General features: G+C 52.9%; 11 protein-coding genes. 7 read left to right on the top strand and 4 right to left on the bottom strand.

Translation table 11 applies throughout. The features are described from left to right. Window positions 1-87: 87 nt before the first annotated feature. The 4 genes from MYS68_RS20285 to MYS68_RS20270 all read left to right on the top strand — a co-directional run bounded on the left by MYS68_RS20285 (window position 88) and on the right by MYS68_RS20270 (window position 4,975). On the top strand, window positions 88-1,422 hold the full coding sequence (locus MYS68_RS20285; protein ID WP_248927593.1) for an extracellular solute-binding protein: 1,335 nt from the start codon (window positions 88-90) through the stop codon (window positions 1,420-1,422). Then, window positions 1,419-3,275, top strand: a complete 1,857-nt coding sequence (locus MYS68_RS20280; RefSeq protein WP_248927592.1) for a sensor histidine kinase — start codon at window positions 1,419-1,421, stop codon at window positions 3,273-3,275. The genes MYS68_RS20285 and MYS68_RS20280 overlap by 4 nt, the downstream gene beginning before the upstream one ends. Further along, window positions 3,272-4,438 (top strand): response regulator, encoded by a 1,167-nt coding sequence (locus MYS68_RS20275; protein WP_248927591.1) that lies wholly within the window; start codon window positions 3,272-3,274, stop codon window positions 4,436-4,438. The genes MYS68_RS20280 and MYS68_RS20275 overlap by 4 nt, the downstream gene beginning before the upstream one ends. Before the next feature lie 162 nt (window positions 4,439-4,600). Further along, on the top strand, window positions 4,601-4,975 hold the full coding sequence (locus MYS68_RS20270; RefSeq protein WP_248927590.1) for a MerR family transcriptional regulator: 375 nt from the start codon (window positions 4,601-4,603) through the stop codon (window positions 4,973-4,975). Between the two features lie 38 nt (window positions 4,976-5,013). Here the strand turns inward: MYS68_RS20270 and MYS68_RS20265 are convergent, their stop codons facing one another. The 4 genes from MYS68_RS20265 to MYS68_RS20250 form a co-directional block, all read right to left on the bottom strand. After that, window positions 5,014-5,946, bottom strand: a complete 933-nt coding sequence (locus tag MYS68_RS20265) for an NAD(P)-dependent oxidoreductase (protein WP_248927589.1) — start codon at window positions 5,944-5,946, stop codon at window positions 5,014-5,016. A gap of 156 nt (window positions 5,947-6,102) precedes the next feature. Continuing rightward, window positions 6,103-6,927 carry a DJ-1/PfpI family protein gene (locus MYS68_RS20260; protein ID WP_248927588.1) on the bottom strand — a complete coding sequence of 275 codons (825 nt, stop codon included), beginning with the start codon at window positions 6,925-6,927 and terminating at the stop codon, window positions 6,103-6,105. Between the two features lie 20 nt (window positions 6,928-6,947). Then, window positions 6,948-7,595 (bottom strand): DUF2306 domain-containing protein, encoded by a 648-nt coding sequence (locus tag MYS68_RS20255; protein ID WP_248927587.1) that lies wholly within the window; start codon window positions 7,593-7,595, stop codon window positions 6,948-6,950. A 50-nt stretch (window positions 7,596-7,645) separates the two neighbouring features. Beyond that, complete coding sequence (locus MYS68_RS20250) at window positions 7,646-8,680, bottom strand: DJ-1/PfpI family protein (RefSeq protein WP_248927586.1); 1,035 nt, start codon at window positions 8,678-8,680, stop codon at window positions 7,646-7,648. Between the two features lie 169 nt (window positions 8,681-8,849). Between MYS68_RS20250 and MYS68_RS20245 the strand changes: the two genes are divergently transcribed. The 3 genes from MYS68_RS20245 (at window position 8,850) to MYS68_RS20235 (ending at window position 12,374) form a co-directional block, all read left to right on the top strand. Then, entirely contained in the window at window positions 8,850-9,536 is a 687-nt protein-coding gene (locus tag MYS68_RS20245) for a response regulator transcription factor (protein WP_248927585.1), read from the top strand. Window positions 9,537-9,538: 2 nt separating this feature from the next. Then, a complete protein-coding gene (locus tag MYS68_RS20240; protein ID WP_248927584.1) occupies window positions 9,539-10,873 on the top strand; it encodes a sensor histidine kinase in 1,335 nt (444 codons plus the stop codon). Window positions 10,874-10,934: 61 nt separating this feature from the next. Beyond that, window positions 10,935-12,374: a DUF5050 domain-containing protein gene (locus MYS68_RS20235; RefSeq protein WP_248927583.1), complete on the top strand. Its 1,440-nt coding sequence runs from the start codon at window positions 10,935-10,937 to the stop codon at window positions 12,372-12,374. Window positions 12,375-12,476 lie beyond the last annotated feature (102 nt).

Here is a 12,476-nt window from a genome sequence, read left to right as displayed (position 1 = left end):
CCTAATTTCTTGAATTTTTCTACTATACCGGGCTGCGAGCATAAACATAGAATGAAATCAGGCTGAATAAACGGGGGGATTCCAATCATGGGGAACACCAAATGCTTGGCCTTGCTTCTAACGATGCCTCTATGCGCGATTGCTGCCTGCAGCAATAATTTTGCCGTTCCTTCGGGTGGTCCGGAGAGCGGGGAAATCCGCGTCTCCGAGCAGAACAAAACAACGATCACCCTCCAAACGCTTCAGTCGGACAAATCGACTCCCGCCTATAAAATAGAAGAAAAACTCGTGAACGACTACATGGCGAGCCATCCCCGCGTCAAAATCGAATTCGACCGGTTAAATACCGAGCAGCAGAAAAGCAAACTGAAAACGCAGGCCGCCTTCGGCGAAATGGCCGATATTACGATGGTCAATCCCGGAGCGCAGATGAAGCCTTATGTCGACGGCGGCATGCTGGCTCCGCTGAACGACATGTTGGATGAAAAGCTGAAAGCGACGTTCCAAAGCGGCGTACTGAACTATTATACGTTTGACGGAAAATTGTATGCGCTTCCATATAATCTGAACATCGCCGGTGTGTTTTACAATAAAGAATTGTTCGCTCAGGCGGGTTTAACGCCGCCCGGCACATTCGAAGGTTTGCTTGAGGCGGTCGAACAGTTCAGGGGTCAGGGAATTACTCCTATGGTCATCGGCGCGAAGGACCGCTGGCCGACCTCGTTTTTGTTTATGGCTATCGTTCAGCGGCTGAACGGAGGCCCGGGTTTTTTGCAGGATGTCATCGACCGCAAGCGGAGGTTCGACGATCCCGTTTTCGTTGAGGCGATTGCGAAGCTGGAGGAGTTGATCCGGGCGAACGCCTTTCAGGAAGGGGCCGTATCGACCGATTCCACGACCGCTTCGGCGCTGTTCCGCAACGGTCAAGCCGCCATGTATTACACGGGCACCTGGGAGGTGCCGAAAATCGAAGTTTCGCCGATCAAGGACAATATCGGTTTTTTCAAATTTCCGACCGTGGACGGGAAGGGCGATTTGAACGATTTCATGATCGCCCCCGGAACGGCATATACGATTTCGGCGGGCAGTAAACATATAAAGGAATGCAAAGATTTTCTGAAATATTTCATGACGAATTACCCGAAGGTGGCGGTTGCGATGAATTCCGCCGTCGGTCTCAGCCAGAAGGTGGACGGCGACTTTCAGGCGGCCGGATATTCCGTGCTGCAAACCGAAATGATCGGGATGTTCAAGGACATTAAAGGGGGAGACATGAATTTCGATAACGTGATCGTTCCGGCTGTCACCCAAACGCATCTGGACAGGCTGCAAAATTTGTTCGTGCAGCCGGCGCGCCCCCTCGACGTGGCGATTGAGCACCAGCTTTCCTGGGAGGCAAGCACGAAGGAGGCGCGCCGATGAAAACATTCCGCTGGAACTCGATCAGCGTGCGGCTGTTCGTTTGGTTTCTGGTTCCGACGCTGTTTCTGCTGTTTTTGCTGACCGGCATTTTTTATACGTACAGCACCAAGCAAATGAACGCCAGAATGACGGAAATTTCCGAGAAAAACGTGCTGCAGGCAGGCGACACGTTCAGTCTGCTGGCCCAGAGCTACAACAGCATGTCGAAGTCGATCACCGCGAGCTCGGACGTGCAGCGGGTGCTGGCGGAGGGGGAGACGACGCCGGCGCTGCAGCTCATTAACGAACGGACGGTCGTGAATGTGCTGGAATCCGTTTTTAACAGCCGAAACGATTTGGCCGGTCTTCATATCATTACGAATTCCGGAAAAATTTACAGCTACGACATGTCGACACCGGTGTACCGTCCCTTTTTGCAAAGCCCATGGTACGAAGCGATCCGCCGCTCCCAAGGGGAAATGATCTGGTTCGGCATGAAGCAGCCGACCTTAACCGTGAAGGACGATCCGGTGTTTTCGTTCGGAAGGATCATTTATGATTTATATTCGCGCAAGCCGCTTGGGGTGCTATTGATCGAAGCGAATCCCCGGCCGATTGTATCGGCATTGGACAATCTTCGCATAGGTCCGCAAAGCAGATCCTACATCATGGACTCCGGCGGGCTCATTTTGGCGGAAACGGGAAAGGCCGAAACGCAGGCAGCGGACATCGACCGTTTGCTGCAAACGAAAGGGGCGGCCCGCATCGCCAGCTCGGCGGACGGGGCGAACCTGATCGTTGCCGCGGATGAACAGCTGTTCAAATGGACTGTGGTCAGCGTGATTCCGAAAGCGGGCTTTCAGGTTCAACTGGAGGAAGCGAACCGTTTTTTTCTCGTCGTGATCATCCTGCTCCTGGCTGCGGCCGTAGTGCTGGCGACGGTGATGTCCAGGTCGATTTCGGCGCCGATCGTCCGGCTCGTCCGGGAAATGAGAGCGGTGGAGCGGGGGAATTTGCATGCGCTGCTGGAGATCCGCTCCTTCGAGGAGATGAACTATTTGGCCGCGAACTTCAACTCGATGGTCGCCAGGGTCCGAAAGCTGGTGGAACGGATGCGCATCGCCACCGCCAGCGAGAAGAACGCCCAGATTTACGCGCTGCAATCCCAGGTGAACCCGCATTTTTTATACAATACGCTCGACATGATTTATTGGGAGCTGGACGAGAGCAACAACGAGAGATTGGGGAATATCGTTTTGGCTCTTTCGAAAATGTTCCGCTACAGCAGCGAATGGGAGCATTCCGACGTAACCTTGCGCGAGGAGCTGGACCAAACGCACAACTACCTTCACATCATCGAAGCCCGCTCCGGCAATTTCTCGGAAATCCGCATCGACATCCCGGACGAATGGCTGCATTTTCCGATTCCGAAAATGACGCTTCAGCCGCTGATCGAAAACGCCGTCATTCACGGCCTTTCCAAGCAGGAGAAGCCGGGGATCATTTGCGTCGACATGGAGATCGGCGAGCAGGATATGAGCATCCGCATCCGGGATAACGGCATCGGCATTCCCGCCCCCAAGCTGCAGGAGCTGCAAACGGTCCTGGACAAGGTGACGCAGCTGGAGATGCAGCATTTCGAAGAGGAGGAGCGGAGCCACCGGGTACCGGAGCCGTTCCATCCACGGGGAACGGAGAAGGCCGGGATCGGGCTGACGAACGTGCACCGGAGGCTTGTATTGAAGTTCGGCCGCCTGTACGGCCTGCATATCGACAGCGAGCCGGACCGCGGGACAACCGTCACGATCCGTTTGCCGAAAAGGGCTCCGGTCGTAAGCGGTGCCTATTCCATGCGAGGAGATGAAGCGTCATGAACGTTCTTGTCGTCGATGATGAAAGATCGATCCGCGAAGGGATCAAACGGACGCTTGCCGGCGCGTTTCCCCATATGCATGTCGCCACCGTCGCGTCCAGCCAGGAGGCGGTCTCCCTGCTGCTGAACGAACGCATCCACATCCTGCTGCTGGACATTATGATGCCGGGGATGAACGGGCTGGAGCTGCTCGCTTCGCTTCGCGAATCCCGGCGGGGAACGAAGGTCGTCATCGTTTCGGCCCATTCCAAATTTTCGTATGCGCAGGAGGCGCTTCGGCTGGGCGCCAGAGATTACGTGGTGAAGCCGGTCGGCAAGGAGCGGCTGATCGACGTCGTCGCCATGCTGGAGCGCGAGTGGCAGGACGATATGCGCCAGCTGTCGCAGAAGGATTGGCTGAAGCTGAACCTGAGTTACTTGCGGGAGGCTGTCTTCCGCCGCTGGATTCAGGGGCTTGACATCGGCAGCTTCGACTTGTCCCGGCTGGCGGAAAAGCACTTGCGGTTTCATTTGTTTTGCATCGAGCTGGAGACGAAACAGGACATGTCTTTAAAAAATTTTGTCGTGGAAAACGTGCTGTCGGAGTGGATCGAAATGAATGGCAGCGGGTTTGTCGTCAGTCTCGAGGCGAACCGCCTGATAGGCGTTGCGACGCTGCGGGACGGCGCCGATATTTTTGCCGTGGAGAAGGGGGCGAGGACCCATCTCGACCGTTGCTTGCGGGATCCTTATCGGATGGTCGTCAGCCGCGAGCTGACCGACTTTTATGCGATTCCGGACGAGATTCCGAAGCTGCTGTCCTCCGGAGTCGCCGTTATGGAGCCCCACGTGCCGGCAAGCAAGGGGGATGAGACGATTCAGATCGCTCTGCAATATATTCGAACGCATTTTCACGACAATTTGTCGCTGGAAAAAGTCGCCTCCATCGTGTACCTGAATCCGATCTACTTCAGCCAGCTGTTCAAGCAAAAAACCGGGACCGGCTACAAGGACTACGTCATCCAATTGCGCATGGAGCGGGCCAAGGAGCTGCTGATGAGCAGGGACCTGCGGGTGGCCGACGTCGCAAAGCTGGTCGGCTACGACGACATTCGCCATTTCACGCAGGTGTTCCGCAAAAAATATAACATGACGCCGACCGAGTACCGGTCGGCGTCGAAATGACCCGCTTGCGAGCGGCAGAGTCTCCCAAGGACGAAGGATTAATGACGCGGCCGGATTTTGGCTTAGTTTATTGCTCGTGTATCATTGCCTGATCCTGCAAAGACCGGTAGAATGTGGACATCGCTATTCTATCTTGTTTGCACAGAAAAGGAGGACATTTTCTTGAAAATAAGCGAATTGTCCAAAAGAACCGGCGCAAGTACCCGGTCCATTAGACACTATGAGAAGAAACAACTGATTTCTGCTATCCGTCTAGAAAACGATTATCGGCAATTCGATGAATCTGCTGTCGAACGTATCAGAACCATTCAATTTTATCTAGGTTTGGGGCTGACCACCGAGCAAATTGAGGAAGTATTGAAATGTGAAGATACCGGTCCGGAAGTATACGAGTTTTGTGATGAAGTGCTTCACACCTATCTAAGTAAGGCGGATCAACTCGCAAAACAAATCCGTACATTGGAAGATGTAAAGCGCCGATTGGACGATCACATTGTGCAAATGGTGGAAATGATGAGACAGCCTCGAGCAAAATAAAGTGAACCCCGGTCCTTAGAACCGGGGTTCATCATATGCTAAGCTGTCGGATCCCTCAGCAGCTCGGTTATGCGCGAGACGGCATCAGTTCCATAGCCCTTGTCGATGGCACGCTGGGCCGTGGCCTTTACGGCCTTAAGAACGCTGACGTCGATATGATGGCTTTCAGCTGTATCGATAATATGTTCTATGCTTGCGACGGCCGAGGCAATATTGGACATGTCGCCCGGATATTGCCTTTTGTCCACATGATCCGCTATTTCGCTGATGAGTTCCGGCAAGGTCTCTACCATAACCCGGGCAAAAACGGCAAAATCCTGGGCAGCAATATTTTCGGCGCCGGCAAGAGCGAGAGCATGTAAGTAGCCGCCCAGGGACGACCAGAAGAAATCCAACAAGGCGACATCATGTGCTGCAGCCCGGCCGGGATCCGCTCCCAGATAAGTAGCAGCACCGCCCAAACTTTGCAAGGTTGGTTGTACAGCCATAAAAACAGGTTCCGGCCCGCTGTACAAGATGGCGGATGCCGAAGTTCCGATGGCGGTCGGCGGGGTCATAATCACCCCGTCGATATATTCGATTCCATTCCGGGAAGCCCAAGCGGCCATCTGGCGGGATTGAGAAGGAGAACCGGTTGTCAGGTTTACCAAAATTCGTCCGCTCACCTCCTTTTTCGAGGGATCGAGGATCGCTCTTACAACGTTATAGTCCGATACACAGACGACGATCACCGGGCTGGCCGCGACTGCCTGAGCGATAGTACTCATCAGAACCGCTCCGTTCCCGACGAGAGCTTCGGCTTTATGTGCCGATCGGTTCCATAATGTTGTCGGATGCCCCGCCCGGAGGAACGCTCCGGCCAATGCCTGTCCCATCGGACCAAGTCCTATGACCGACACCGGCATATGATCCTCACTCAACATGTCATCCCCAGTCTTAACAAAACCTTCTCCTGCTTCATTTTTCTCCAAAGAAAAGTCTCCTTTCGTTATGGGTTCGGCCTTATTATAAAGGTTGACATTAGTGTGAAAGTCAATGATCTGCGGGGACAATAACTGTCGGGACTATGCCGAAAAAGCTTCGAAAGCCCATCCCCGTATGGAAGGATGGGCTTGTTCGATTCCTGGCTATTCAGCGGATCTTGCAGATCCGGCGGCCGGTTGCTTTTCTTCGGATGCTTGCGGATTCGGCTTAAAGTCGATCGGCGCAGCGCCTTCCGCCCGCCAAACTGTTCCTCTTCGTTCGTACTCGAACAACTTTTCCACGGCATGCGCGATTTGCGGCCCCAGCTCGCGCTCAACCAAATAAAAGGCTACGTCAAGCCCTGAAGTTACGCCTCCTCCGGTTACGAGGCGAGGACCGTCTACAACGACTCTGGCATCAACCGGAATGGCGCCGGCAGCTTTTAGCGCAGCCATGCCGATATGGTTGGTAACCGCATGCCTATCCTTGAGCAAACCGTCCATCGCAAGCAGCAAGGAACCCCCGCATACGGTTGCCACAGTGATTTCCTTATTGTCCATCGCTTGTTTTATCAAATCCGGCAAAGCTGTTTCCTTGGCTTTCCATAATATGTTCGGGATGGCGTCTTCCGAATTTCCCGCAGGCTTGCCGGAAGCTCCGGGCACCAAAATAATTCCCGGACGATTGGGATCCAGTGCGGCCTGAGCTTCGAGAGAAGGGCCGTTCAGTCCGCTTGGGACGGAACGTTTGCCTTCTGCCGATACCAACTCGACCGTAAGCGCCCCTTCCGAATACAATCCAGCGGCGGCGAATGTTTCATATGGCGCCAATGCGTCCAGCAGATCGAACCCATCGAATAATACGATTTGAACATGTACATTTTTGTTCTCTGATGCAGCAGGATTGTCCGTTGTTTCCGCACTTGCCGCAGGGGCAGCCAGACTTAAAACGAGCACAAGCGACATGAGCAATCCAAACATTTTTTTCATCCTTAACCCTTTCCTTTCGTTTATGGAGTAACCCGAGTATCTCCGGATTGGCCGATCGTTCTGATGATAATGTCGGGAATGACCAGCAGCAGCACAATGGAGCCGTAAACGCCAATGGTATAGCCGGTAACGTAATTGACGCCGAATCCCTGCTGAAAAAGCGAGGTGATGAGATGAATCAGCATGTTCGTAAAACAAAAGGCGTAACTTCGGATCATCCAGTTCCGGTGCCGGAGGGTCCGTTTCTTTTTGATTTGTGCGAGCGCCGTAACGGTGATAAGCAGCCAAATAATATTCAGCATATTGAATCCCATGCTGCTTATTTTTCCACCGGTGGCGTATGGCGCCATGTATCCGGAAGTCAGTACGACAACAAGTACGGATACGATATACACGTAGCCGTTGATGCGATGGAACTTGCGGCTTTTTTCAAAAAGTCGCTTGGAAAAGTTGAGCAGCCCCGCCGCCATGGCGATGCAGGCAAACGCAACGTGAACGCGCATAACGGTTAACCAGACCGGTAGATGAAGCTCGCGCTTAAGATCGGTTTTATGGCTCAAAAAGGCCTCGGCTCCGGGATCGATTATATAGTTGACCGCCAAAGCGTAAAGGATAAATAAAATATTGACGCAAGCTAAAAGTACATATAATGTGTTCCGCTTCTTCATGTGCTCCCACCCCCGCGGCTCCATATGTAGTGCCTATACGCAATTTCGGGTCAGGACACCCGCTTGCCTGTTAATTTCGATGCCGGCAGCATGCCGGCTTTGGCGATTCCGGTCATGTGATCTCCATCCGCGGCGACCTCGAATTTCAAATTTAAGCGCATCGGTTTCGTGATCTGCAGCGACCAGGCAAGCTTATTGTCCTGCAGTACGGGGTTCAAGAGCTCTACCGTCTCACTCCCTTGAGTTGCTTTGCCTTGGATCATTCCATTACTTGTGGAGATGGAGAGCTTGACCTGCAGTTTCCCAACCGGCGTGGCGATTGTCGTATCCCAATCCCCGTCGAATACGGACGTTTGAGTGATTTTGTTACCCGGACTGCCATAAGTGAATGGCGCTTTGTCCGCCTCGATGTTCGGTTCGCCGCCCGTCCTTGTTTGTTGACCGCCCGGCGCCCTTCCCGTTTCTCTCCAAACCGTCCCCCTCCGTTCAAATTCGAACAACTGCTCTACCGCATGTGCGATGCGCGGTCCCAGCTCGCGTTCCACCAAATACAGCGCTACATCGAGTCCCGAAGTTACGCCGCCGCCGGAAACCAGGTTGCCGTCGTCCACTACGCGTGCCGTAATGGGAATGGCCCCGGTTGCTCCAAGCAGATCCATGCCCAAATGATGGGTTACCGTGGGTCTGCCTTCCAGGAGACCCCCCATGGCGAGCAGCAGGGAGCCGCCGCATACCGCGGCAACTGCGACGTCCTTTTGCATGAGAGCCCGCCCCATCATACCGGTCAATTCCGTATTCATCGCCCGCCCCAGAATAGCCGGGATCGAATTCGGCCCATCACCGTCGACTTCCCCCCCTGCGCCGGGTACGAGAATGATACCCGCACGTTCCGGAGTCAACCTGCCGCTTGCTTCAATCTTTAACCCGCCTATGCCGCTGGGCACGGACCTCGGCCCTTCGGCGGTGACGAGTTCCACGCTTATCGCGTTTTCGGCATACAGTGCGGCGGCGCTAAACACCTCGTAAGGCGCAATGGCATCCAGAAGGTCAAAGCCGTCAAAAAGCACGATTTGAACCGTCAGCATCGATAAAACCTCCTCATATCCGTCTTCGCAAGCACCATTTTAACAAACGAATATCTCAAACGAAGCTGCAAAAAAGTCACAAAACAATAAACAATTCATCACAAATCGGGCGGTCCCGTTAGGTTCTTGCGGAAAAAATGATAAACTGGAATTCAGAGGTGGGATATTCATGAGCAAAGTAAACACGATACTGGTTGTCGACGATGACCCAAGTATCGTCGAACTGTTGAGAGATTTTTTGGAGTATGAAAATTTTCATGTGATGACCGCTTCCGATACCGCAGGGGCGTGGGCCGTGTTTGAGCGGAATACCGTTCATTGCATCATTCTTGACGTTATGATGCCGGGACAAAACGGCTTTGAGTTATGCCGCCGGATTCGGGCGGAGAGTAACGTCCCCATCCTTTTCCTCAGCGCACGCAGCGACGATGTGGACAAGATTCGAGGGCTGACGCTTGGCGGCGATGATTATATCGTCAAGTCCGCTTCGCCCGGCGAGATCGTAGCCAGAGTAAAAGCGGTATTGAGGCGTTCGTCTTCTCGGCTGCAATCGGATGAAAGGATCCTGGATTTGGGCCGCATCAAGCTGAACCTGTCCGCAAGAGAAGTATTAGTGGATGGGAAAAATGTAGATCTCACGCCGAGAGAGTACGAGCTGCTGCGATTGTTTGCCGAACACCCCAGACATGTTTTTTCATATGAACAGCTGCTTGCAAAATTTTGGGACGGGGTGGGCGATAAGCATACGATCCGGGTGCATCTCGGCCGGCTTCGCGAAAAAATCGAATCCGATCCGAACGATCCGAAGTACCTGGTCAACGTATGGGGAGTAGGGTATCGCTTCGAGGGAGGGTAAACATGAAAACGATTCGCCTGCGCAGTTTTTTATTGCTGAGTTTCTTCTTCATACTACAGATGCCTTGGATCTTCTTTATCACAGCACACTTCATGGAGACAAAAACGTTCAACTTGGACAAAAGCGGACCGCAAGACGAGATTCAGCAAAAACAGTTGATAGGCATCGTTCGCCTGATCGAAGCCGGCACGGACAAATGGAGCGATCCGATATGGCAAGATCAATTGCGTACCCAATTGCGGCAAGTGAAGATGGAGGCGGCTATTTTATCTGCGTCGGATCAGGAGATTTTTCGGACTAACCCGGAGCGCCTTGGCGCTTCGTCGTCAACCGAACGGTTCTCCGTCATAGTGGACGGTCAGTTACTCGGAAAGGTCGTCCTTTACCTGCCGAAGTCATATAAGGTTCAAGTGATTTCGATGTTTGCCGGACTATTTCTGGCTTTGTTTATTATCGGTGCTGCAATGCGAAGGTTCCTCCTTAACCCTCTCGAAAAAATGAGTTCAGCCGCCAGACAAGTCGCCGAGGGGGACTGGGATGCGAAGCTGCCTTTGTCCAGGATCACCGAAATCTCCGAAGTACGCGACGGCTTCGACGTGATGGTGAAGGGGCTTCGGGAATCTTTTCGGAAACAAGCGAAATTGGAAGAAGAACGCCGATTCGTGATCGCCGCCGTTGCGCATGATTTGCGGACCCCGCTCTTCGCCCTGCGAGGTTATTTGGACGGCCTGGAGCAAGGCATAGCCCAATCTCCGGAGAAAATAACCAAATATTTGGCGGTTTGCAAGGAAAAATCGGCGCAATTGGACCGGCTTGTAGAGGACCTTTTCACATTTACCAAGATGGAATATTTGGAAATGAAACTTCACTACAAGAGTATTGATTTCAAACACATACTCCAGCAGTCGATGGACAGCCTGAGTCCGCAAGCCCGGCAAAAGCACATCTCGATCGTATGCCATGCTGCAGACGGCTGCTTCATCAGCGGTGACGTGCATTTATTGGAGCGTTCCATCAACAACCTTTTGGATAATGCCGTCAGACATACCCCCTCCAATGGAGAAATTGCCGTTCAATGTTATTTAGAGAACGATCAAGTCAAGTTTACGATTCGCGATACGGGGCCGGGTTTCTCGGCGGAAGAGCTGGAGCGGGTTTTTGAGCCTTTATACCGGGGGGAAATATCCAGGAATCGTTCGACCGGAGGCAGCGGACTGGGGCTCACGATATCGCAAAAAATCATTCGGCGGCACGGAGGCGATCTTGCCGCGGGTAACCATCCGGAGGGAGGAGCGCATCTGGCCGGCTGGATACCGGCAGCGCCGATCCGATTTTAGCTTTGTTTGCCATAACTTTCATGTTTTCGCTTCGTCTAAATGATGGAGGTGATGTCCGGGTATGCGGATGAAAACAATTGCGATGTTGGGAGTGCTGCTGATCGGTTTAAGCCGTGCAGATCAAGTGCTGGATGCGCAGGCGAATACCGTGCAGGTCAGTTTCCCTGCGTTTCCCGTTGTCGTCAACGGGACTTACATGGATGTGAAACACAGCGAATATCCCCCGATTCTTTACAAAGACGTCACGTACTTCCCGATGACTTGGAAAAATACGTCGGCGCTTGGTTTGGCGGTTTCTTGGGATTCGGCGGAAGGGTTATCGCTGCAGAAAAAAGGCGCGTGTGCATCGCCTGAACAGGATTTGGTACCGCAGACGAACGCGGACGATACCGTCCAAGCAGCGGAATTGACACCATTTTCCGTCCAGGTGAACGGAAAATCGATCGATAACGCGAAAGAAACGTATCCGGTCCTGCTTTTCCGCAGCGTCACGTATTTTCCGATGACGTGGCGATTCATACACGATGAGTTCGGCTGGAAGACGAGCTGGGATGCAGCTCGCGGGCTGAGCATCGAATCGTGTGAAGAACAAACCGATAGGCAGGCGGAACAAACCGACTTTTTCAATATAACGAATGGCGGCCTTGTTGCCGTTCAGGGCGATTGGATTTATGCGAATGAGGATCGCAACAAGCTCATTAAATTCAATAAAAACGGGGGTGAAGAAATCAAGCTCGCGGACGATAATGCCGTATCGATCAATATCGTCGGGGAGTGGCTTTACTACGTTGCGGCCGGTTCGGAAGGCGGCATTTACAAAATCAAAACGGACGGAACGCAGCGCAGCCGGATCGTTAACGCACCGGATGCCGTAAGTACGATACGGGTAAAGGACAATTCCATCTATTATGTTCATCGATCGTTTCAGGACCCGGAAGGCGCAACCGGAGGCGATCATCGGCCCGACGGCATCCGCAAAATGAACATCGACGGTACGGGAGACGAGCTGCTCGTCGGCGGCAAAATCAATTATTACATGGCGCTGCATGGTGACAAAATTTATTATCTTCTGGAAGAAGGGGCTGCAAAACATTTGTACGTCATGAATCTTGATGGCTCCGGACAGACAAGGCTGCAGGATGATGTGTTGCGGATGACGGTCGTCGACGGATGGATTTATTTTGCACAAGACAATCAGCTTGGCAAGATGAGCCTTGACGGCTCCGTCGTCATTCCTCTATACAAGGCCGATAAAGTCATTACAGCGCTGAGTTATCGAGACGGGTGGATTTACTTGGCAAGAGGTTTGTTCGGCATCCAAGGGGCTGCAACGATCGAGAGGATCCGGGTGGACGGGTCCGGCCTCGAGGAGATCGCTATGGCGCGGACGACGAGCCTTTATTTTGCCGGGAACACGTTATATTTCCAGCAGGACAATAAGCTGGGTGGAAGTTATCGGTTGGAGCACATAGACATCGAGAAATCGCCTGACGCTGATTAAGGAAACAAAAGTATGAATTACTTGTTGCACCTTACGTAACGTCACGTTTTATACTGAAGACACCGGTAATCAGCTAGCGACAAAGAAAGGAGTGGGTTATGC

Source organism: Paenibacillus hamazuiensis, from assembly GCF_023276405.1.
Classification (GTDB): Bacteria; Bacillota; Bacilli; order Paenibacillales; family NBRC-103111; genus Paenibacillus_AF; species Paenibacillus_AF hamazuiensis.
The sequence above is the reverse complement of the archived record's forward strand: the minus strand, read 5'-3'. Positions and strand labels throughout refer to the sequence as shown.

Excerpts from the sequence above, each read along its gene's own strand:
- MYS68_RS20260 (WP_248927588.1), bottom strand. The coding sequence starts at position 6,927 with ATGAAAAAAATGTTTGGATTGCTCATGTCGCTTGTGCTCGTTTTAAGT.
- MYS68_RS20250 (WP_248927586.1), bottom strand. The coding sequence starts at position 8,680 with ATGCTGACGGTTCAAATCGTGCTTTTTGACGGCTTTGACCTTCTGGAT.
- MYS68_RS20245 (WP_248927585.1), top strand. The coding sequence starts at position 8,850 with ATGAGCAAAGTAAACACGATACTGGTTGTCGACGATGACCCAAGTATC.
- MYS68_RS20240 (WP_248927584.1), top strand. The coding sequence starts at position 9,539 with ATGAAAACGATTCGCCTGCGCAGTTTTTTATTGCTGAGTTTCTTCTTC.
- MYS68_RS20280 (WP_248927592.1), top strand. The coding sequence starts at position 1,419 with ATGAAAACATTCCGCTGGAACTCGATCAGCGTGCGGCTGTTCGTTTGG.
- MYS68_RS20255 (WP_248927587.1), bottom strand. The coding sequence starts at position 7,595 with ATGAAGAAGCGGAACACATTATATGTACTTTTAGCTTGCGTCAATATT.
- MYS68_RS20275 (WP_248927591.1), top strand. The coding sequence starts at position 3,272 with ATGAACGTTCTTGTCGTCGATGATGAAAGATCGATCCGCGAAGGGATC.
- MYS68_RS20285 (WP_248927593.1), top strand. The coding sequence starts at position 88 with ATGGGGAACACCAAATGCTTGGCCTTGCTTCTAACGATGCCTCTATGC.
- MYS68_RS20235 (WP_248927583.1), top strand. The coding sequence starts at position 10,935 with ATGCGGATGAAAACAATTGCGATGTTGGGAGTGCTGCTGATCGGTTTA.